The 21320-nt window shown below is 72.9% G+C and carries 19 protein-coding genes; 6 read left to right on the forward strand and 13 right to left on the reverse strand.

The window, feature by feature from the left end:
- From ACFVSN_RS19185 to ACFVSN_RS19195, 3 genes are all read right to left on the reverse strand, one after another.
- Nucleotides 1-1803 (reverse strand): PKD domain-containing protein (locus tag ACFVSN_RS19185; RefSeq protein WP_387956256.1); only part of this gene is annotated, 1803 nt, incomplete at its 3' end.
- Nucleotides 1804-2031: 228 nt separating this feature from the next.
- Nucleotides 2032-4881 carry a transporter substrate-binding domain-containing protein gene (locus tag ACFVSN_RS19190; RefSeq protein WP_387956257.1) on the reverse strand — a complete coding sequence of 950 codons (2850 nt, stop codon included), beginning with the start codon at nucleotides 4879-4881 and terminating at the stop codon, nucleotides 2032-2034.
- Nucleotides 4847-5236, reverse strand: coding sequence for a hypothetical protein (locus tag ACFVSN_RS19195; protein WP_387956258.1), 390 nt, complete (start codon nucleotides 5234-5236; stop codon nucleotides 4847-4849). Before ACFVSN_RS19195 ends, ACFVSN_RS19190 begins: the two co-directional genes overlap by 35 nt.
- A 213-nt stretch (nucleotides 5237-5449) precedes the next feature.
- Between ACFVSN_RS19195 and ACFVSN_RS19200 the strand changes: the two genes are divergently transcribed.
- On the forward strand, nucleotides 5450-6415 hold the full coding sequence (locus ACFVSN_RS19200; RefSeq protein WP_387956259.1) for an NADPH-dependent F420 reductase: 966 nt from the start codon (nucleotides 5450-5452) through the stop codon (nucleotides 6413-6415).
- Nucleotides 6416-6497: 82 nt separating this feature from the next.
- Here the strand turns inward: ACFVSN_RS19200 and galK are convergent, their stop codons facing one another.
- Nucleotides 6498-7637, reverse strand: a complete 1140-nt coding sequence (gene galK, locus ACFVSN_RS19205) for a galactokinase (protein WP_387956260.1) — start codon at nucleotides 7635-7637, stop codon at nucleotides 6498-6500.
- A complete protein-coding gene (galT, locus tag ACFVSN_RS19210) occupies nucleotides 7634-8728 on the reverse strand; it encodes a galactose-1-phosphate uridylyltransferase (RefSeq protein WP_387956261.1) in 1095 nt (364 codons plus the stop codon). The genes galK and galT overlap by 4 nt, the downstream gene beginning before the upstream one ends.
- A gap of 171 nt (nucleotides 8729-8899) precedes the next feature.
- Here galT and ACFVSN_RS19215 point away from each other — a divergent pair, with 171 nt between their 5' ends.
- The gene (locus ACFVSN_RS19215; RefSeq protein WP_380500034.1) at nucleotides 8900-9709 is read left to right on the forward strand and encodes a DeoR/GlpR family DNA-binding transcription regulator; all 810 of its coding nucleotides are present in this window, start codon (nucleotides 8900-8902) and stop codon (nucleotides 9707-9709) included.
- Between the two features lie 119 nt (nucleotides 9710-9828).
- Nucleotides 9829-10338, forward strand: a complete 510-nt coding sequence (locus ACFVSN_RS19220; protein WP_387599100.1) for a hypothetical protein — start codon at nucleotides 9829-9831, stop codon at nucleotides 10336-10338.
- 46 nt (nucleotides 10339-10384) lie between these two features.
- Here the strand turns inward: ACFVSN_RS19220 and ACFVSN_RS19225 are convergent, their stop codons facing one another.
- The 7 genes from ACFVSN_RS19225 to ACFVSN_RS19255 all read right to left on the reverse strand — a co-directional run bounded on the left by ACFVSN_RS19225 (nucleotide 10385) and on the right by ACFVSN_RS19255 (nucleotide 18294).
- Nucleotides 10385-11524, reverse strand: coding sequence for a LacI family DNA-binding transcriptional regulator (locus ACFVSN_RS19225; protein WP_380500036.1), 1140 nt, complete (start codon nucleotides 11522-11524; stop codon nucleotides 10385-10387).
- A gap of 1068 nt (nucleotides 11525-12592) precedes the next feature.
- The gene (locus ACFVSN_RS19230; protein ID WP_387956262.1) at nucleotides 12593-14329 is read right to left on the reverse strand and encodes a glycoside hydrolase family 36 protein; all 1737 of its coding nucleotides are present in this window, start codon (nucleotides 14327-14329) and stop codon (nucleotides 12593-12595) included.
- Nucleotides 14330-14333: 4 nt separating this feature from the next.
- Complete coding sequence (locus ACFVSN_RS19235; protein ID WP_380436508.1) at nucleotides 14334-15164, reverse strand: carbohydrate ABC transporter permease; 831 nt, start codon at nucleotides 15162-15164, stop codon at nucleotides 14334-14336.
- The gene (locus ACFVSN_RS19240) at nucleotides 15161-16057 is read right to left on the reverse strand and encodes a carbohydrate ABC transporter permease (RefSeq protein WP_387956263.1); all 897 of its coding nucleotides are present in this window, start codon (nucleotides 16055-16057) and stop codon (nucleotides 15161-15163) included. The genes ACFVSN_RS19235 and ACFVSN_RS19240 overlap by 4 nt, the downstream gene beginning before the upstream one ends.
- Entirely contained in the window at nucleotides 16054-17397 is a 1344-nt protein-coding gene (locus ACFVSN_RS19245) for an extracellular solute-binding protein (RefSeq protein WP_387956264.1), read from the reverse strand. The genes ACFVSN_RS19240 and ACFVSN_RS19245 overlap by 4 nt, the downstream gene beginning before the upstream one ends.
- 196 nt (nucleotides 17398-17593) lie before the next feature.
- A complete protein-coding gene (locus ACFVSN_RS19250; RefSeq protein WP_387599114.1) occupies nucleotides 17594-17869 on the reverse strand; it encodes a hypothetical protein in 276 nt (91 codons plus the stop codon).
- Entirely contained in the window at nucleotides 17866-18294 is a 429-nt protein-coding gene (locus ACFVSN_RS19255) for an ATP-binding protein (protein WP_387599117.1), read from the reverse strand. Before ACFVSN_RS19255 ends, ACFVSN_RS19250 begins: the two co-directional genes overlap by 4 nt.
- A gap of 276 nt (nucleotides 18295-18570) precedes the next feature.
- On the opposite strand from ACFVSN_RS19255, the gene ACFVSN_RS19260 reads away from it, so the two are divergent.
- From ACFVSN_RS19260 to ACFVSN_RS19270, 3 genes are all read left to right on the forward strand, one after another.
- Complete coding sequence (locus tag ACFVSN_RS19260) at nucleotides 18571-19458, forward strand: helix-turn-helix domain-containing protein (protein ID WP_387956265.1); 888 nt, start codon at nucleotides 18571-18573, stop codon at nucleotides 19456-19458.
- Entirely contained in the window at nucleotides 19445-19654 is a 210-nt protein-coding gene (locus ACFVSN_RS19265) for a DUF397 domain-containing protein (protein ID WP_380436520.1), read from the forward strand. Before ACFVSN_RS19260 ends, ACFVSN_RS19265 begins: the two co-directional genes overlap by 14 nt.
- A 111-nt stretch (nucleotides 19655-19765) precedes the next feature.
- Nucleotides 19766-19975: a DUF397 domain-containing protein gene (locus tag ACFVSN_RS19270; RefSeq protein ID WP_387956266.1), complete on the forward strand. Its 210-nt coding sequence runs from the start codon at nucleotides 19766-19768 to the stop codon at nucleotides 19973-19975.
- A 54-nt stretch (nucleotides 19976-20029) separates the two neighbouring features.
- Here ACFVSN_RS19270 and ACFVSN_RS19275 read toward each other — a convergent pair whose 3' ends face one another.
- Nucleotides 20030-20992, reverse strand: a complete 963-nt coding sequence (locus tag ACFVSN_RS19275; protein WP_387956267.1) for a hypothetical protein — start codon at nucleotides 20990-20992, stop codon at nucleotides 20030-20032.
- Nucleotides 20993-21320: the final 328 nt, after the last annotated feature.

A 21320-nucleotide genomic window follows, 5' to 3' on the forward strand; every position in this document is an offset into this window, starting at 1 on the left:
CGCGGTGTACGTCCCGGCGGTCGCGTAGGTGTGGCTCGGGTTCTGCACCGTGCTCGCCGCCGAACCGTCACCGAAGTTCCAGCTGTACGCGTAGGCCGGGGTGCCGCCGGTGGCGGTGCCGGTGAAGGCGACGTTCAGCGGGACCTGGCCGGACGTCGGCGTGCCGGCGGCGGTGGCCGCCAGGGGGTTGCCGACGGCGCTGACGGTGGTCGTGACGGTCGCCGTGGCGGTGTGGGCCGGGTTGGCGGCGTCCGTGACAGTGAGGGTCGCGGTGTACGTCCCGGCGGTCGCGTAGGTGTGGCTCGGGTTCTGCACCGTGCTCGCCGCCGAACCGTCACCGAAGTTCCAGCTGTACGCGTAGGGCGCGGTGCCGCCGGTGGCCGAGCCGGTGAAGGCGACGTTCAGCGGGGCGTTGCCCGTCGGCGGCGTGCCGGCGGCGGTGGCAGAGAGGGGCGTGGCGCCCTGGATCCACAGGTCTTCGAGGGGGTCCCCGAGGCCGCCCTGGTCGGCGGTCGTCATGGGGAACGTCGCCAGACCGACGTTGTCGTTGGGGTCGATGATGCCCGGGTGGGTGTTCTCCATGACCCGTTCCATCGCGGCCAGCACGTTGTCCGTGGTGTACGCGACGTGCGTGACGTAGCCCTGCTTCATGTACGTCGGCGAGGCCACGACGACGGTCGGCACGCGGTAGGTGTTGCTGACGTGGTCCGGGCCGTTGCTGCCGTTCTGGGTGTCGTCCTCGGTGACGACGATCACCGTGTTGTCCTTGTAGGACGCGTTGTTCATCAGGAAGTCGACGACCTGCTTGGTGACGGCGTCGTTCTTCGGGATGTCCTGGTAGGTGCCCGGGTGGTCGTTGAACAGCTCGACGTACGAGTAGGACGGCAGACCGTTGCTCGTCACGAAGTTCATGTAGTCGTTCGCGATGGTCTGGTCGTCGTCGTTCTGCCCGCAGCAGGTGTAGTGGTTGTAGTTGAGCTCCTCGGGGACGCCGGTGCCCGGGCGGTTGACCGGCAGCGCCTCGATGTTGTTCGTGGCCGGGTTGCGCCAGTACCCGCTGCCGCTGCTGAGCATCCAGTAGAAGTCCCCGTTCATGATGAACGGGTAGCCGCCGCCGGGGCCCTTGAGGAAGCGGTCGAACTGGGTGCCGCCCGCGGTGGGGTAGGCCTGCTGCTGCGAGCTCGACGCCGACTGGGCGGAGAAGAGCCACCAGTGGTTGGGGCCGCTCGGCGGCTGGGTGCCGGTGCTGTAGGCGTCCATCAGCGCGTAGTTCTTGGCCAGCGTGTGCAGGTTGGGCACCGACGAGATGTGGTTGGTGCTCTGCACGGCGCCGTTGCAGCCGGTCTGGACGGTGGTGGCGCAGTCGCCGAGGTAGTCGTCGAAGGTGTGGTTCTCGCGGTAGAGGACCACGAAGTGGGTGAACGGCGGGAAGTACGGCGCGAGCGGGTTGACCGCCTGGGTGGGCGAACTCACCGTCGCCACCGCGTCGTTGGCCGTCCTCGCGGTCTGCCTGTTGGCGATCCGGAAGTTCCCCGACTGCGGGAACTTCGTGAACTCGACGCCGGGAGCGGCGAAGGAGGCGCCGGTGCAGTCGTAGTCGTCGGGTTTGTAGGACTGGGGACGCTGTCCCTCGGGCAGGCCCGTGGCGTCGCCCGGGTCGTCGCCCGGGTCCCAGTTCTTGATGGTGCAGGAGCCGACGCCGGTGGCGGGATGACCGCCGGCGGCTCCCGTCGGGCTCAGGGCGGTAGTGCCCAGCGCCAGCACGACCGCCAGCGTGCCGGCGATCCGTGTCTTCCACCTCATGACCGAAACCCCTCCAGCAGAGTTCGCGTGTGGTGCACGACACCCCCCGGGCCCGAATGGTCCCGGGCCGCCGCCGCCCGGACAACGGGCACGGCACTGCTACCTGCCGGTTGGAGTGGATCGCCGCCCCCCGTTCGGCCGGAGTTGGGGGCGGCGATGGTGCTGGTTTGCTACCGAAGGAGCTCTTCGTCGGTGTTCTGACGATTCGTCCGCCGATGAGGCGTCGGCTCAGCTGGTGGCCCCGTCGACCGATGCCTGGCCCACGGCTCCGGCCTGGACGCCCCAACTGGTGAGGATGCGGCCGTAGTTGCCGTCGTCGATCAGTTCCTGCACGGCGCCCCGGACGGCCTGGGTGAGCGTGCTGCCCCGGGCGACGGCGATGCCGTAGGGGATCGATCCGTAGGTGGAACCGACCTTCGTCAACTGCCCGTCGGCGGTGCTGACCGCGTAGTCGACGACGTCGGACGGGCCCAGCAGGGCCTGGTCGCGGCCGGAGACGACGGCGGCCGTCGCGTCCTTCTGCGCGCCGTACGGGTCGCCGCCGTTGCGGATGCCCGGCTTGCCCGCGGTGGTGCAGGCGGGATCGCGGGTGCCGGTGATCTCACCGGCCTGGGTGCTGCCGGTCCGCACCGCGACCGACCGGCCGCAGAGGTCGTTCGGGTCGATCCCGTCCGGGTTCCCGGCCCGCACCGCGACGGCCGTGCCGGCGGTGAAGTAGTCGACCATGTCGACGTACCCCTCGCGGTTCCTGCGGTCGTCGATGGAGCTCATGCCCAGCTGGTAGGCGCCCGACATGACGCCGTGGGCGATCCCGTCGAAGTTCACCGCTTCGAGGTCCGCGGTCAGTCCGAGCTTGCGGGCGATCGCCTTGGCCAGGTCGGCGTCCATCCCGACGATCACGCCTTTGTCGTCCTTGAACTCGTTCGGCGCGTAGGCGGGGTCGGTGGCCACGACCAGCCTGCCGCTCGACCGCACGGCGGCCGGGACCAGGGCGGCCAGCGCCGGATCCGTCGAGACGGCGGGCACGGCCCCCGCGTTCGGGGTCGCGCCCGCGGCCGTCCGCGCGGCCGGCGGGCCCGGGCGCGAGGTGACCGTCACGGTGGCGACGGCGGCGACCACCAGCAGGAGCACTCCCAGGAGGAGGGCACGGACCTTGCGGCCGCGCGGCAGCAGGCGGATCCGGTGGTTGGGCGGGGCGCCTGCTGGCGGGCCTCCGGGGCCGGTCGCGGCTCCGGGACCGCTCGGGGCTCCGGGGCCGGGCGGCATTCCGGGGCCGGGCGGGGCTCCGGGGCCGCTCGGTGGCGGTGGCCCGGGAGGCGAGGACGAACCGGGGGGCCGTGACGACCAGGGCGGCGAGGACGAACCGGCCGATGGGGACACGAGATCCTGCGCCAGCGAGCCGAACTCCTCCACGTCCCGGACCGGCGGCGGAGGCGGGACCGCCCGCGCGCGCACCTCCGGCGACGGGACCGCGAGCGCCGGGGGAGGCCGGGGCGCCGTCCGATGGGCGGGCGCCTCCGGGCGGGGCGCGACCGGGACGGCCGGGGCTGCCGGGGCTGCCGGAGCTGCCGGAGGGCGGGCCCGTGCGGCCGGCGGCACGGCGGGTTGCCCTGCGGCCCGCCCGGCCGGCTCGGGGCGGGATTCGGGCCGCGCGGGCTCCGCCGCCAGTACGCGCTGCGGCGACGCGGCGGGACCGGGCGAGGGCCTCGGGCGCGACGGACGGGCTTCGGCGGGCCGGACTTCGGCGGGCCGGGCTTCGACGGGCCGAGCTTCAGCAGGCCGGGCTTCGACGGGTTCGGCCTTCGAGGGCTGCTCCGGACGTCCCCCGGGCTCGGGCCGGAATCCCGGGGGCGAGAGCCGGGCCCCGCCGGGCGTGCGCTCGACCTTCGGGGGCGACGGCCGGGCCTCGTCGGGCCTCGCCTTCGACGCCGGCACCCCGGGCTCGGCCCTGGAGGCCAGCACTCCGGGCCCGTCCGACCCGACCTTCGAGGGGCCGGCCCTGGACGGGGGCGCCCCCGGCCCGTCGGGCCCTGCCTTCGACGGCTGCGTCGGCCGTTCCCCGGCCTTCGGTTCGGCTTGCGCCAGCAGGGCGCGCGCGGCCGAGGCCACGAGGGGGACGTCGGCGTCCGCGACCTCCTTCAGCGTCCGCCGGGCCGTCAGCTCGCGCGCCGGGTCGGGCCCGGTGAGCCACTCGCCGAGCGCGGTCACCGCGCCGAGCCGGATGGCCGGGTGCGGGCTGTCCAGGCCGCTGCGCAGGGCCTCCGGCAGGGCCGCGGGGGCGACGGCCACGCCGGCCGGGCTGCGGGCGAGCAGGATCTTCCCCTCGGCGCCGTAGAGCCACCGCTGCGGGGTCTGCTGGCCGCCGCCGGAGCGGATCCGGTCGAAGGCGAACGCGTAGGCGTCGTCGACCGACACGTAGCCGTCGTGGTCCTCGTCGGCCGCGCCGCTGCGGATGCCGTCGACGATCGCGGTGGTGAACACCGAACCGGGCGGTTCCGTCCCGGACAGCGGCTCGCCCTCCCAGGAGTACTCGCTGCCGCGCGAGGCGGTCAGCACCACCCGCCCGCGGCCCTGGCCGCGCAGGCGCTCGCCCAGCGCCAGGTCCTCGTCGCCCTTGAGCCCGTGCGAGAACGCGCCGCTGAAGCAGCAGTCGAGGATCACCACCAGCCGTCTGGCCCGGCAGTCCTCCATCAGGTCGAGCAGCCACTGCGACTCCACCCCGGTGGCGGCGAGCCGGGTCTTCACGGTGTCGGTGGCGGCGAAGTACAGCTTGCGGCGGACGTCGACGAGGCCGTGGCAGGAGAGGTAGACGAGCAGCAGGTCCTCCGGGTCGCGGCCGGTGAGGAACTCCTCCGCGGCCAGGCGGATCTCCTGCGCGGTCCGGTCGACCACCCGGGTCACCGCGAAGCCGCCGATCCGCGGGTCGGCGAGCACCTCGCTCAGCTGGTCGGCGTCGCGGGCCGGGGCACGCAGCTGGCGCAGCGCCGGGTCGGTGTAGCGGGCGGTGGCCACCACCAGCGCGAAGCGGAGTTCGTCGGGCAGGTCAGGGGACGGCCGCGTGACGTGCGAGCCAGTCATCGATCATCGTTTCCTGCTGCTTGGCGGTCACCCCGGTGACCTTGAGCGTGTCGCCGCCGTAGCTCAGTTCGACGACGTGGCCGGTGCGTCCGACCCAGTTCCGGACGGAGGTGACCACCGCCCGCAGCATGTCGAGGTCCACGAAGTGCACGAGCAGCACGCCGGCCAGGCTCCCGAGGCCCTTGGCGTCCTCGGGCGCGGACTCCTCCTCGACGGGTTCGGCGTCGGTGAGGTCGAGGTCGTCGAGCAGTTCGGTGCGGAGCCGGGCGGTGAGCTCCGTCAGCTCGTCCGGATCGAGGCCGGTGTCCGGCCGGACGTGGAGCAGTAGTCCGGTGGACCCGTCGAAGGTCGCCATGGCGCACGCTCCTTCCCCGAGGACCTGCGGCCGGTTGCCTCCCCACCATCATCTGCCGGAACGGGCCGACCGTCACCGTTTTTGCACGATCGATTCGTAGGGTGAGCGGTGCTCAAGGCGACGGACACTCAGCGCGACCGGCACCGGGCCGAAATCGGGGCTTCGCCGTGTCGGCACTCGTCCGGTGGACACTCAGCGCGACCGCCACGCGGAGTGACGAACGCCCAGCGTGACCGGTGCGCCGCCGGTGCCGCTGCTGCCACCCGTGCCACCGATGGCACCGCTGCCGCCGGCGATCAGGACGCTCCGGCCGACGGGGAGCGATCCCGGTCGTGTGCTTGTCACCGTGCCCGCACCCGCACCCGCGCCGTCCGCGCCCCCTCGGACAGCCGACGCTCCGTCACCCGACGCACGTCAACCCCGAGCCCGCAAGATCACCCCGGAGAGTGGGAATCGACGGCGCCGCGGGGTGGTTGGGCCAGGTCGAGCGTACGGAAACTCTTGCGGAGGGGTCCCACCATGAAGATCGGCATCATCGGCGCGGGGAACATCGGCGGCAACCTGACGAGGCGCTTCACCGCCCTCGGCCACGACGTCTCCGTCGCCAACTCGCGCGGGCCGGAGTCGTTGGCCGGGCTCGTCGCGGAGACGGGGGCGCGGGCGGTGCCGGCCGCCGAGGCGGCGCTCGGCGCCGACTTCGTCGTGGTCACGGTGCCGCTGAAGAACGTGCCGGACCTGCCCGCCGGCCTGTTCGACGGGGCCACCGAGGGCTTCGCCGTCATCGACACCGGCAACTACTACCCGAAGGAGCGCGACGGCCTGATCGCCGAGATCGAGGGCGGCCTGACCGAGAGCCGCTGGACGGAGCGGCACCTCGGCCACCCGGTCGTCAAGGCGTTCAACGGCACCTACGCCCAGGACCTGGTCGAGCGGCCCCTCCCCCAGGGGGATCCGGAGCACCTCGCCGTGCCGGTCGCCTCCGACGACGAGGACGCCAAGCGCAGGGTCCGGGCGCTCATCGACGAGATCGGCTTCGACACCGTGGACGCCGGCGGCCTCGACGAGTCCTGGCGCCAGCAGCCCGGCACCCCGGTCTACGGCCTGCGCGCGGGCGTCGAGGCCGTGACGCGGGCGCTCGCCGAGGCCTCGCCGGAGCGTCCGGAGGCGCACAGGGCCTGAGGTGATCGAGGAGAGGCCAACGGCGGGAGACCAACGGCGGGGCGCTCCGGATGGGCGCCCCGCCGGAAGCCGGGTGGCACGGTCAGGCGATCCGACGGGCGCCCTCGGCCGGGGTCGCGGTCAGGGTGCGCGGGGCGGTGAAGCCCTTGGCCAGGAACGCGGCGGTGACGTCGGCCGCCACGGCCTCGGCCGCCTCCGCGTCCACGAGGGCGATGACGGAGCCGCCGAAGCCGCCGCCCGTCATCCGCGCGCCGTGGGCCCCGGCCGCGACGGCCGTGTCGACGGCGAGGTCGGTCTCGGGGCAGGAGACCCGGTAGTCGTCACGCAGTGAGGCGTGCCCGGCGGTGAGCACCGGGCCGAGCGCCGCGAGCGCGCCCGTGGCCAGGTGCGCGACGGCCTCGGTCACGCGCTCGTGCTCGGTGACCACGTGCCGCACCAGCGGCCGCAGTTCCTCCGGGAGCCGGGGCAGCGCGGACGCGAGGTCGGCCGGCCCGAGCTCGCGCAGGGCGGGCAGGCCGAGCAGCCGCGCCGCGCGCTCGCAGCCGGCCCGCAGGCCGGCGTACGCGCCGTCCCCGAGGTCGTGCTTGACCCTCGTGTCGAGGACGAGCAGCGCGAGACCCGCACCGGCCAGGTCCACCGGCACCTGGCGCATGGTGAGGTCCCGGCTGTCCAGGTGCAGGGCCGCGCCCGCGCGGCAGCACATCGAGGCCATCTGGTCCATGATCCCGCACGGCACGCCGACGTAGGCGTTCTCCGCCCGCTGCGCGACCAGCGCGAGCTCGGGCGCCGAAAGGCCCAGCCCGTACAGGTCGTTGTAGGCGATCGCCACCGCGCACTCCAGCGCCGCGGAGGACGACAGCCCGGCACCCGTCGGCACGTCGCTGTCCAGCGACAGCTCCGCCCCGCCGACGTCGTGCCCGGCCTCGCGCAGCGCCCACACCACCGCCGCCGGGTAGCCCGCCCACCCGGTGACGCTGCCCGGGGCGAGGTCCGCGACCGCCACCTCGGCACTGCCGCCCTTGGTGGAGTGCAGGCGCAGCAGCCCGTCGTCGCGGCGGCGGGCCTGGGCGCGGACGGTCTGCGGCAGGGCGATCGGCAGGACGAAGCCGAGGTTGTAGTCGGTGTGCTCGCCGATCAGGTTGACCCGCCCGGGAGCGGCCCACTCCCCCTCGGGCGCGTGTCCGTAGAGCCGGGTGAAGGACGGCTGGGAGAGGGTGTTCATCGGGCGACCTCCCGCAGCCGCTGGGCCGCGTGTTCGGGGCTGACGTCGTTGACGAAGGCGTCCATGCCGGATTCGACGCCGGCCAGGTACTTGAGCTTGTCGGCGGTGCGCCGGATGGTGAACAGCTCCAGGTGGAGGGCGAGTTCGTCCCGCTGGTCACGGGGTGCCTGGTGCCAGGCGGAGATGTACGGGGTGCGGCCGGTGCCGAAGAGGCGGTCGAAGCGGCGCAGCAGGTCGAGGTAGAGGCGGGGGAACTCGGCGCGTTCGGCCTCGTCGAGGGCGGTGAGGTCGGGGACGCGGCGGTGCGGGTAGAGGTGGACCTCGTAGGGCCAGCGGGCGGCGAACGGGACGAAGGCCGTCCAGTGCTCGCCGGCGAGTACGACCCTTTCGCCGTCGGCGCGTTCGGCGGCGAGGAGGTCGTCGAAGAGGTTGCGGCCCGTCGCCGTCCGGTGCGCGGCGGCGCGGGCGACCATGCGGGCGGTGCGCGGGGCGGTGAAGGGGAAGGCGTAGATCTGGCCGTGCGGGTGGGCGAGGGTGACGCCGATCTCGGCGCCGCGGTTCTCGAAGCAGTACACCTGTTCCACCCCCGGCAGGGCGGAGAGCGCGGCCGTGCGGTCCGTCCACGCGTCCAGGACCAGACGCGCGCGGGCCTCGGAGAGGTCGGCGAAGGACGCGTCGTGGTCGGCCGTGAAGCACACCACCTCGCAGCGCCCGGCCCCGGGACCGGCCGTCCACAGTCCGCCGGTGAGCTCGCCCGGCGGTCCGGCCAGCGAGGGGAAGCGGTTCTCGAAGACGGCCACCTGGTAGTCGGCGGCGGGGATTTCGCTCAGCCGCCCGTCCTGGGAGGGGCACAGCGGGCACTCCTCGGCGGGCGGCTGGTAGGTGCGGGCCTGCCGGTGGGCGGCGACGGTGACCCAGTCCCCGGTGGCCGGGTCCCGGCGCACGTGGGAGGCGGGCGGCCGGGGGTCCAGCGGGCGCCGGTCGACGGCGTTCCGGGGCACGGCCGCGCCGCTGTCGTAGTAGATGAGCTCCCGCCCGTCCGCGAGCGTGGTCGCGGTCCTGGCGGTGGGCTCGGTGACGGTCCCGGCCATGGCCTCGGTTCTCTCTCCTCGATCCGACATGAATCAACAATCTCGAACACTATCCAACAGACCCGCCGCCCCGGAAGCACCCGGCACCTGCCATGATGGCCATGCTGGCGATGAGCGCGGCCGCCCCGGCCGCACCGACCCGCGCCACGCCGACCCGAGGGAGGCCCTCCGATGGCCGACAGCGCCCAACCGCTCGCCGGGCAGCGACGCGCGCTGATCCTGGAACAGGTGCGCGCGCGGGGCGGGGTCCGGGTGACCGAACTCGTCCGCGACCTCGGGGTCTCCGACATGACGGTCCGCCGCGACCTCGACGCGCTGGCCCGGCGCGGACTGGTGGAGAAGGTCCACGGCGGCGCGGTGCGGGTCGAGGCGCCGCTCAGCGGCGAGCCCGGGTTCGAGACCAAGGCCGGCTGGGAGCTGCCCGCGAAGGAGGCGATCGCCCGCGCCGCCGCCGCACTCGTGCCGCCCGGTTCGGCGGTCGGCCTCGCGGCCGGCACGACGACCTTCGCGGTGGCCCGCCACCTGCGCGCCGTCGAGGGCCTGACCGTGGTCACCAACTCCCTGCGGATCGCCGAACTGCTGGAACAGCCCGACGACGACGGCACCCCGGCGACGGCCACGGTGATCCGCACCGGCGGCGTCCGCACGCCCTCGGACGCGCTGGTCGGCCCGGTCGCGGACCAGGCGATCCGCTCGTTGCACGTCAACGTGCTCGTCATGGGCTGTCACGGCCTCTCCGCCGACACCGGGCTGACCACCCCCAACCTGGCCGAGGCCGAGACCAACCGGGCCTTCCTGCAGTCGGCCCGCCGCGTCATCGTGGTCGCCGACCACACGAAGTGGAACGCCGTCGGCCTGGCCTCCTTCGCCGCCCTCGACCAGCTCGACGTCCTGGTGACGGACGACGCCCTCGCCGCCGAGGAACGGACGGCCGCCGCCCGGCTGGTCGGCGAGCTGATCGTCGCGTCCTCCGGGGACTGACGGGCGGGACGGGGCGCGCCCCGAGGGGCCCGGCGACCGAGCCCGGATCCCCCTGTGGGGGGACGCCTCCGGCCCTCCGGGAGGACGTGGCGCCGCCTCCCACCGGCCAGCCTGGATGCATGACCACCGCATCGAACCCCGCTGCTCCGGCACCCCGTTGGGCCGTGCGAGCCGCACACGCCGCAGCCCTCACCACCGTGCCCTCGGGGCTGTGGCGGATCGCCCTGGCCCTCGGCCTTCCGGTCGGCTACGGCGACCAGGTGCTCCGCCAGGACTTCCACATCCCCGGCTGGGGCGCGGTCGCCGTGGTCGGCCTCAGCGTGGTCTCCGAGGCCCTCGCCCTGCTGACGCTCGGCCTGGTCCGGCCCTGGGGCGAGGTGGTGCCGCGCTGGATCCCGGTCCTCGGCGGCCGGCGTGTCCGCCCGCTCGCCGCCGTCATCCCCGCCGCGCTCGGATCACTGGCCCTCGTCTACGTCTGGAGCGGGTTCCTGTTCTGGTGGAACGTCGATCACCACCCGGCGATGACCGGTCCCTGGGGCGACATCGTCGGGGTCCTCTACCAGCCACTGGTCCTCTGGGGCCCGCTGCTGGCCGCCGTGACCGTCTCCTACTACCGCCGCCACCGCTGAAGCCACCCGGCCGGTCATCGCGGCGCTCGACCCGTCATCGCGGCGCTCAACCCCCCGAACTCGCCCGCACCACCAGCTCGGTGGCCAGCTCCAGCCCCGCGCCGGGCGCCCGTTCCCCCCGCGCCTGGCCGAGCAGCCGCTCGACCAGCGCGGCGGCGATCGCCCGCAGCGGCAGCCGGACCGACGTCAGGGCGGGGTGCAGGTGGCGGCAGAGCGGCGTGTCGTGGAAGCCCGTGACCGCCACCTCCCGTCCGACCGTCAACCCCTCGGCGCGGACGGCCTCGTAGACGTCGAGTGCGAGCAGGTCGCTCGCCGCCGCGACGGCCGTCGGCCGGTCCGGGCGGCGCAGGAGCCCGCGCACGGCGGCGACGTCCGGCCCGGCCGCCACCTCGGCCGTCAGGCCGAGCCGCCGTGCCTCGGCGAGGAAGCCCGCGCGGCGTTCCGCCATCCACGGCAGGTCCTCCGGGCCTCCCACGTACCCGAGGCGCCGGTGCCCGCGCTCGGCGAGGTGCCGCACGACGGCCGCCATCGCCGGGCCGTTGCCGATGTCCACCCAGTGCTGCGGCTCCCCCGGTCCCGTCCGCCCGAAGGTCGTGAACGGGACGCCGGCCCGGGCGACGTGGCCGATCCGCGGGTCGTCACGCAGCACGTCCGCGAGCACGAGCCCGTCCACCTGGCGGGCCGCCACCAGCTCGTCGATGGCCGCGAGCGCGTCGCCGGCGCCCGACGCGTCGCCGGCATCCGTCCCGTCCTCCGCGCCCGACGTATCCCGGGTGCCCCCACTGCCCGGTGCCGGGCGGAACAGCAGCACCCGCAGGCCCTGCGCCCCGGCCGCGTCGACCAGCGCCTCCAGGAAGCCGGCCATCAGCGGGTTGGGGTCGAACGGGTCGTCCACCGGCGAGAGGTAGCCGATGGTGCGCCGGGCGCCGCTGCGCAGCGAGCGGGCCGACTGGTCCGGCTGGTAGCCGAGTTCGCGGATCGCGGCGGTCACCCGCTCCAGGGTGTCCGGGCGCACCCGGTGCGGGGCGTTGAGCGCGTTGGACACCGTCTGCCGGGACACGCCGGCCGCGCGGGCGACCTCCTCGATGGTGGTGGCCCCGCGACGCGGACGGCGCACTCCGGCCCCGCGCACGGCCTCGTCGGGCGTCGTGACAGCGCGGCGCGGTCGGCGTGCTCCCTCGGGCATGGCTTCCTCCGGCGTGCTCGGTCGGGTCATCGGTGCGGTCACGTGCGGCGCAGGGTCGGCAGCCCGCCGCGCGACACCTCGACGACGCCACCCCGGCGGGGTCCTCCCCACCCCGCCGGACGATACGCCCTCCCGCATCCTCGACGATCACCCCCACCGAACGACCGCACCACCGGATCGGCATCGGCACGGCATTCGCGCACGCCGCAAGGTGCGCAGCCGCCCTCGCGACACCGCACCAACACCGACCGACCATGCGCCACGGGCCAACCGCACCTCCCATTCGGCATCGGCGCCGCACTCGCGCACGGCACCGCCGTTGCGCCGCCCCAACCAGGCCGGACGGCACGCCGCCGCACGGACGCACGCTGCAAGGGCGTCGTCACGAGGTCACGTAGGCCACGGCACCACCCGCCCACCGAGCAGCACCACCGACCCGACCACGCCCCACCCCACCCCGCCGGTCGCCCGAACGTGTCCTGAACGGTGGCCACCGCCGACCGGCTGCCGTCGACACCCGCCTTCGGATCGACATCGAAGGGCGCCCTCCCCACCCCGCCGGACGACGCGCCCCGCGCACGGCGAACTGCCGCCACCGCCGGGCCGGCGTGGTCACGACCGTCACATGCAGCATGGGGTCAGCCGCCCGCCGCGCGACAGCCCCACGACGGCGCCGCCCCGGGCCGAGCTCCACCCCACCCCGGCCGGACGATACGCCCTCGCGCAGCCTCGACGATCGCCTCCGCCGGCCAACCACACCGCCGAGATCGGCACCGGCGCTGCACGGACGCTCCAGGGCGAGCAGCCGGCCGCGCGATGCCGCAGCCCCGTCGACCAACCGCTCGCCCGGGCAATCGCACCTACCGTTCGACGCCGGCGCTGCGCTCACGTACGGCACCGTCGTTGCCCCGCCCCAACCAGCCGGACGGCACGCCGCCGCACGCACGCACGCACGCTGCAAGCGTGAGCGCCGCCCTCGCGACACCGCAACACCGCCGACCAGACCGAGCTCCACCCCGCCCAGCCGGGCGACCGGCCGCCACCACCGGGCCGGCCTCGTCGCGACGCTCACGCACGCCGCAGAGTCAGCAACCCGCCCCGCGGCACCGCGACGACGGCGCCGTCCCGGCCGAGCTCCACCTCGCCCTGCCGGACGACGCGCCCCCGCGCGTCCTGCACGACCGCCTCCGCCGTCCCGCTGCCGCCGGTCAGCCGCACGTCCGGGTCGGCGTCGGCGTTGGCCACCAGCAGGGTGCGCCACCGGTCGCCGCCCGCGTCCACCGGCAGCGCCGCGTAGCGGGCGACGGCGACGGTGTCCGGGCCGGTGGCAGTGACCATCGGGTAGCCGAGGTCCGGCCGGGCCGGGCGCAGTTCGCCGAGTTGCAGGGTGTCGGCGTGGGCGCGGAAGACGCCGAGCCAGAAGGCCAGGGCCTCGCGCTGCTCCGGGCGCAGCGCGGCGAGGTCGACGGACACCTGCGGCACCGCGAACAGGACGTTGATCAGGTGGCAGGCGATCTGCTCGGGCGGCTCGACCGGGTGCCAGGTCAGCATGTCGGCGTGGACCGGGACGGGCCCGGCGGCGAGCCGCACGTCGATCGTCCGCTGCCGGTTCTCCTGGGGGCTGAGCGGGCAGTCGGTGGCCCGGATCATGGTGACGTACGGCCACAGGGCCGGGCTGACGTAGGGCTGGCGGTGCTCGATCATCGCGTCCGGGTGGGCGGCCGTGATCCGCCGGCGCAGCTCGGCGAGCAGCCGTTCGACGCCCTCGTCGACGCTCGCGCAGTCGGCCCCGGGACCGGGTTCGGGCGCGTCCGCCCGCGCGAACCAGTCGACGAAGTCGACCTTGAGGCCGTCCATGCCCCAGTCCTCGACGGCCCGCGCGAGCCGGCCGACCAGGAACTCGCGGACCTCCGGGTAGCGGGGGTCCGCCACGACGGCGCCCATGGGCCCGGCGTCCGCGAGCGCGTACCGGCCGATGTGCTCGAACGCGGCGCTGTTCTTGCCGATGAACGGCAGCGCGTACCAGAGCATGTACTGCACGCCGAGCTCGTGGACGCGCCGCACGTGGGCGGCGGTGTCCGGCAGCGAGACCGGCTCCCAGTCGCCGCAGTGCCCGTAGCCGCGCGTGCGGTCGGCGGTCATCCAGCCGTCGTCGACGATGATCACGTCCAGCCCGAGCTCCTTGCCGAGCGCGGCCTGGGCCTCGACGGCCTTCGGCGAGATGTCCTGGTGCATCGCGTACCAGGTGGAGTAGGCGGGGCGGCGGGCGGCTTCGGGCACGTCCGCCCGGTGTGCGGTGCCCCACCACTCGGCGAGGCCGGCCAGGCAGCGGGCGAAGTGGCGGCGCGAGGTGTCGATCCGCACGGTGAGGCGGCCGGGGGCCTGCGCCCAGAAGCGGAACTCGCCGGTCTCCTCGACGACTCCCGCGCCGGCCAGCACGTCGGGCCGCTCGGCGGCGAAGGCGCAGATCGCGACGTCGCCGGTGCCGACGAGGGCGGCGATCGGGGCGCCGGCGGCGATCCCGGTGCGGCGCGGGGCGCTCCAGGCGGCGGGCAGCCAGCCGGTGCCGCGCGGTTCGGGCGTCCAGAGGGCGGTGGCGTCCACGCACGGCACCCGCCACTCGATGCGGACGTCGCCATCGGCCACCGGTGTCGCCTCGACGGTCACCTCGACCACCCCGTCGGCGACCGCGCGGGCCGTCCCGGCGCCGCTCACCCGCAGGTCGAGGCCCTCGGCGTACAGCGGGCGCAGGCCGCCGGTGGCGGAAGGGGCGGCGGGGGCGTGCGGCTCCCAGATGTCGGTCACGGGTTCAGCCCTTCGTCGCACCGGCCAGCAGGCCGGAGATGAACTGCCGTTGCAGGACCAGGAAGAGGACCATCATCGGCAGGGTGGACAGCGCGGTGCCGGTGAGGATCGCGCCGTAGTCGGTCGTGCTCTTGTTGCCGTACAGGGTGGCGATGGCCACCGGCAGGGTGTGCATGGCGGGGCTGCGCAGCGCGACCAGCGGCCACACGAACTGGTTCCAGGAGCCCAGGAAGAGGAAGATCGCGAGTGCCGCCAGCACCGGCCGCATGACCGGCACGACGACGCTCCACAGCACCCGGAACTCGCCCGCGCCGTCCACCCGTGCGGCGTCCAGGAGTTCGTCCGGCAGGCCGGCGAGGGACTGCCGCATCAGGAAGATCGCGAACGGCACGCACAGGCCGGGCAGGATGAGCGCCTGGTAGGTGTCGAGCAGGCCGAAGCTCATCATCATCTTGAACAGCGGTACCAGCATGACCTGTTCGGGCACCACGAGGGTGGAGAGCAGCAGCCCGAACAGCAGACTCCGGCCCCGGAAGCGGAACTTGGCGAAGGCGTAGCCGGCCAGCAGGGCGACCACCAGGGCTCCGACGGTCTGGACTCCGGCCACCAGCAGCGAGTTTCCGATCACCCGGAGCAGACCGATCCTGCGCTGCAGGTGGTCGAGGTTGTCGCCGAGGTGGCCGCCGGGCAGCAGCTTGGGCGGCCAGTCGAAGATGTCCGTGTCCTTGCGGGTGATGGCGATCACCAGCCAGTAGAACGGGCCGACGGAAAGGCCGGTGAGGCCCGCGAGGAGGAAGGTCAGCGGCCAGCCGCGCAGTTTCGTGATCGGCTTCATTTCTCCCGCTCCCCCATCAGCCGCATCTGGACCGCGCCGAGCACCGACACCAGCAGGGTCAGCGCGTAGGCGATGGCGGACGCGTAGCCGAAGTCGAAGTACCGGAAGCCGTTCTGGTACAGGTACATGGAGACGGTCAGCGTCGCGTTGTCCGGGCCGCCGCCGGTCAAGACGTAAGGCTCGTCGAAGAGTTGGAGCGTGCCGATGGTGGACAGCACGACCGTGAACAGCAGCACCGGGCGAAGCGCGGGCACCGTGACCGCCGTGAACCGCCGCACCGGGCCCGCCCCGTCGACCATCGCGGCCTCGTACAGCTCCTTCGGGACGCCCTGGAGGCCGGCCAGGTAGATGACGGCGTTGTAGCCCGTGTAGTGCCAGGTCAGCACCAGGACGACGGCCATCCGCGCCCAGAACGGGTCGCCGAACCAGTCGACGACCGGCAGGCCGATCGCGTCCAGCAGCCAGTTGACGGCGCCGTGGTCGGAGTCGAGCAGGAAGGCGAAGATCACGCCGGTGGCGACCAGGCCGGTCACGGCCGGCATGAAGACGCCCAGCCGCCACACCGCCCGCCAGCGCACCAGCGCCGAGTTGATGCCGACGGCCATCAGCAGGGCCAGCCCGAGCATCACCGGGACCTGCACGACGAGGATCTCGGCGGTGTTGCGCAGGGCCGTCCAGAACAGCGGATCGTCCAGCAGGCGACGGTAGTTGGCGAGTCCTGCGGAGCGGGCGGCGGTGCCGGAGCCGGCGGTGAAGGAGAGGAGCAGCGAGTCGACGACGGGGTACGCCTTGAACACGCCGAAGGTGACCAGGGCGGGGGCGAGGAGCAGGTACGGCACGGCGGTGCGGCGGCGCCGGGCACGCGCGAGGAACGGTTGGACGGTCGTCGTCATGCGATGCTGCGCCCGGTCTGCTGGGCGAGTTGCTTGGCGGCGTCCTGGAGGACGGCGGCCGGGTCGCCGCCCTTCAGGAACACCTTCGTCTGGGCGTCGCCGGCCAGCTTGAGGGCGCGGGCGTAGTCCCCGGAGTAGTTGGTCGGGTCGCCGCCGTCGACGGCCAGGTCGGCGAAGGTCCGCAGCACGGGCTGGCCGCCGTAGTAGGCGCCCGGTGCGCCGTACATCGGGTCGGCGTAGGCCGCGGTGAGCGCGGGGAAGACGCCGCCGGCGGTGAACATGCTGTTCACGGAGGCCGGGCGGGTGAGCGCGTACTCGACGAACTTCCAGGCGGCGCGGCGGCGCGGGCTGGAACCGGCGACGGCGAGGTGGGTGGAGTTCACGAGTGCGGTGCGCTTGCCTCCGGCGGTGACGGCCGGGGGCTTGGCGAGGCGCCAGTGTCCGCTCTGGTCGCCGAACTTGGCCTCCAGGTAGTGCGCCGCCCAGGCTGGCATGGGGGCGACGGCGAGCTTGCCGGCCTTCATCAGGGTGGCCCAGCCCTGCTCGCCGGGGGCATCGGCGACCAGCCCGGCGCCGTCCAGCCGCTTCAGGACGTCCATCGCGCGGACGGCCTCGGGCGTGCCGAGCGTGATCCGCCCCTGGAGGTCGAAGTAGAACGCGCCCTGGAGCTGCATCAGCGACTGCACGAAGTCCAGGTCGGGGTCGGGGTTGGCGGCCTTGTTGATGCCGATGAGGGAGATGCCGGGGTTGGCGGCCTTGAACTTCTCCGCCACGGCGATCAGGTCGTCCCAGGTGGCGAGGGCGGTCGGGTCGATGCCGGCCTTGCCGAAGTAGTCCTCGCGGTAGAAGAACCCGAGCGGGTTGACCTCCCAGGGCAGCGCGTAGGCGTGGCCGTCCTTGCCGGTGACGACCGGCCACAGGCCCTTGGCGAACTCGTCCTTGTGGGCGTCGGCGCCGAAGGAGGAGAGGTCGGCGAGGCCGCCGGGGAACTTGTCCAGGTAGCCGGGCAGGTAGTCGCAACCGATGTGGAGGACGTCCCCGAGCCCCTGCCCGCCCGCGGCGAGCCCGACGGTGATCTTGTCCCAGATCGCCGGGTTCCCGATGTCCTGGACGTCGACCTTGATGCCGGGGTTGTCCCGCTCGAACGCCGGGACGACCCCGCGCAGCGCGGCAGCGGCCGTGGCCCACGACCACACGGTGACCGTGCCGGTTTCGGCGTCCCCGCCTGCGGCTCCCGCCGATCCGGAGTCCCCGCAGGCCGCCAGCGCTCCCCCGGCCGCCAGGGCCAGCAGACCGGCCCCGGAGGCGCGGAGGAGCTCGCGACGTGAAAGGTGTGACATTGCATCGCCTCCCGTTTTTGAACGTTCAAATCCACAAAACAGACCAGAACCAAACAGTCCCGAACGAGCGCCACACAGCAAACGCCACCTGCCGTACGCCGTCAACCCCCAGGTACGCCCGCAACCGTTCCGTTACCAGGCGACGGGATGGCTGCGCGAGAAGTCGGATGGGCCGACTTCTCGCGCACGCCCTCGGTCAATCGGGGGCCGGGCAGAGGTAGATCGGGTGGGGCGCGATGCCCACGAACGCGATCACGCGCATGGCGCCGACTCCGAGCAGCTGGCGGGCGATGCGGTCGGCGGACCGGGGCGAGAAGAGGTCGGCGAGGAAGTCGGCCTGGTCCTCGTCGAGCGGGAGGTGGGAGACGGCGGTGCGGACGGCTTCGAGGGCGTCGGGGAGGCGGGAGAAGGTGGCGGCCTTGGTGACGCCCTTGATCTCGACGCTTACGGCGAAGGGGAGTTCGGCTTTCACTTGGTGCCCCCGATCGTGGCCCAGATCGCCTTGCCGACGCCGCCCGCACGCGGGCAGCACCCCCAGCGGGAGGCGAGCTGTGAGACGAGCCAGAGCCCGCGCCCGGCTTCGTCCTCGGCGGTCGCGGGGCGCGCGTACGGACGCCCCGCGCCGGCGTCGTGCACCTCGATGCGGAGGGCGTCGGGGTGGAGGGAGAAGTGGACGTAGAGGAGGCGTCCGGGCGGGGTCATGGCGTGGAGCACGGCGTTGGTGACGAGCTCGCTGAGCATCAACTCGCCGGTTTCGACGAAGAGTTCGCCGGAGGGTTGGGCGGCGAGGAAGCCGCGGAGCAGCTTTCTGGCCGCGGCGACGGACTTGCGGTGCCTCGGCAGCCAGTAGGAGCAGTCGGCGGCGGGGGCGGGCGGCTTCTCCAGCATTCCGGGCATGGCAGGGCCTCCTGGAAGTGAGGCTCGCCGCGGCGGCAACGGCCCAGAAGAGGCACGGGGATGCCCGGGTGGCCATCCATCAAGATCGCCGCAGGCGAGCAATCGGACTACTCCTCGTAGTCTGCTCCGCACACTCCGCAATCTGCAAGACTTCATTTTGAGTACTTCAAAGTCGATGACTCGGTCTGTTGACGCTCATTGCGAAGCGGGCACACGGGTGCTTTCATTTCGAGCGCTGACGGTGCTTCATACTGGAAGCCAGGAAGGGGTAGGGCCATGGCGGAAGGGCCGACTGGATCAACGGTGCCGCGCAGGCAACTTGGTCGATACCTGCGCGATCTGCGCAACCGATCGCGACTCACAGTGCGGGCAGCGGCTCGCACGCTGGAGTGGTCGGAGGCGAAGATGTGGCGCATCGAGACCGGCCAGACCTCGCTGCGCAGCCTCGACGTCGAGGCGATGTGCAAGGTCTACGGAGCGCCCGCCGAACTCACCGAGGCTCTGATGGGGCTCGCGAAGGAGACCAAGGCTCGGGGCTGGTGGCACTCCTACGGGGACGTGATCCCGGAAGGCTTCGATCTCTTCATCGGGCTGGAAGAAGCCGCATCGAGGATCGCTTGGTACGAAAGCGAGTTGGTACCCGGCCTTCTACAGACCGAAGGCTACTCGCGCACGATCATGCGGGCGGACAACCCGCACGAGGACGATGACGAGATCGAGCGGCGAGTCCACCTCCGCTCGACGCGTCAGGTCCTCCTCACCAGGGTCACGGATCCGCCTGTGTTCGACGTAGCGCTCAACGAGGCAGTGCTGCGCCGCCCCGTGGGCGGATCCCGAACCATGGCCGGCCAGCTCGCCCACCTCCTCGAAGTGGGCGAGCTGGCCAACGTCACCATCAAGGTAGTCCCGTTCAGCGCGGGTCTACACCTGGGCGTCATGTCAGGCCCGTTCGGGATTCTGCGCTTCCCGCTGAGCGGCGACGGCTCCGAAACCGAGCCACCGACCGTCTATGCGGACGGCTACACCGGCGACCTGTACCTGGACAAGCCCGGCGAAGTGGAACGCTACGACGCTGCGTTCAAGAACATCTGGGAGACGGCACTCAGCGAACAGGCGTCAAGGCAGCTGATCTCGGAAGTGGCAGGAAGTTATGGACACGGTTGACCTGACAATAGCGGCGTGGTTCAAGTCCAGCCGCAGCAACGGACAATCTGCATGCGTTGAGGTCGCCATCCTCGACGATGGCACCGTTCCCGTACGGGATTCCAAAGATCCGCAGGGCCCCGCACTAGTCTTCCCGGCCAGCGCATGGACAGCATTCGTCGCCGCCGTGAAGGCCGGCGATCTTCCGATCACGTAACCGGGTTGCGCGGGAAGTCGGCCAGGCCGACTTCCCGCGCGCCCTCGCTGCCGCCGACGACGCAACACGCGCTGCCATCGATGGTACGAAGTCAGACAAGAGGGTGGGCATATGACCATGCCGGCAATCTCTGCTCGGGGCTGGTACAAGAGCAGCTACAGCGCGCAGGCGAACGAGTGCGTGGAGACGGGCCACGTCACCACTGGCGACATGGCCGTCCGAGACTCCAAGGACCCCAGTGGGCCGGCGCTCATCTTCCGCGCCTCCGCGTGGGAGGCATTCGTCGCAGCCATCAAGACCGGAGAACTCCCCACCGCCTGACCACGCGTGCGTGGGAAGTCGGCCTCGCCGACTTCCCACGCACGAACGATCCACTCACGCCTGAGCATCAGGGCTGTACGAATAGAACATGCGCTGATCCATCCCCGCGCCCTTCCAGGCCAGGAACAGGCAACCACAGTTGCCGAACGCGGCCAGCGCCGGCCCGTTGCTGGTACCTCCGCCCAACTGGCGCTGGTCGCCGAAGTTCTGGCCGTTGTTGCTCGCGGTGTAGAACATCCGCGAATCCTCCCCCGCACCCTTCCAGGCGATGAAGATCGCGTTGTTGAACGTCGCCAGCGTCGGCGACTGACTGGTCCCGCCCACGCCCTGGACCCAGCCCCGCTGCGTCCAGCTGTAGCCGTCGCCGGTCGTCGCGTAGTAGACGTGCTCGTCATTGGCGCCCTTCCACGCCAGGTACAGCTTGCCCGCGAACTCGGCCAGCGCGGGGCCGGTGCTGGTGGCACCTCCCCCATCCACCTCCCGCTGCTCCGACCACGACCGGCCGTCCCAGCTCACGCTGAAGAAGAGCCTCGGATCGTCACCTGCACCCTTCCAGGCCAGGACCAGCCGGCCGTTGTAGGTCGCCAGCACGGGAGCGGAGTTCGAGCCGCCTCCCACACCGGTCTGGTCCGTCCAGTTCACGCCGTCGGGGCTTGAGGCGTAGAACATCCGCTGGTCGTTCCCCGCCCCCTTCCACGCCAGGTAGAGCCGCCCGCTGAAGGCGGCGAGGGTCGGGCTGGTGCTCGTACCGCCCCCGACCCCGACCTGGTCCGTCCAGTGCACCCCGTCCCAGCTGGAGGCGTAGAACATCCGCGGGTCGTCGCCCGCACCCTTCCAGGCCACGTACAGGCGGTTGTTGAAGGACGCCATCGTCGGTCCGGCATTCGAGCCGCCGCCGACCGGAGCCTGTGCGGTCCAGTCGCCGGAGGCGGCCGAGGCCGTACCGGCCCCGACGGTCGTGCATGCGAGGATCACACCCACCAGCACGCTGACGAGTGCGAGAACGCGCTTTGACACGGAGACTTCCCTTCTCCCGGGGGATCCTCCTTCGCCCTGCCCGCCCAACTCGCAAGCCGGCCACCGCCCCTGAAGACCAGAGCCACGGATCCCGGAGTGACGCCGACAGCGTGTCAGCTGACGTGGTCATGCGGAAGTCGTCCTCGTAGTCAGCCGATAAACGTGCAGCTCACTCGCACGAGAAGTCGGCCAGGCCGACTTCTCGCGCAAGCGTCGTGGGGGCCCCCCCCCGGGGGGGGGGGGGGGGGGGGGGGGGGGGCGGGGGGGGGGGGGGGGGGGGGGGGGGGGGGACACCCCCCCACCCCCCACGGGGGCCACGGACGCGGGG

The organism is Kitasatospora sp. NPDC057904, assembly GCF_042887925.1.
Lineage (GTDB): Bacteria > Actinomycetota > Actinomycetes > Streptomycetales > Streptomycetaceae > Kitasatospora.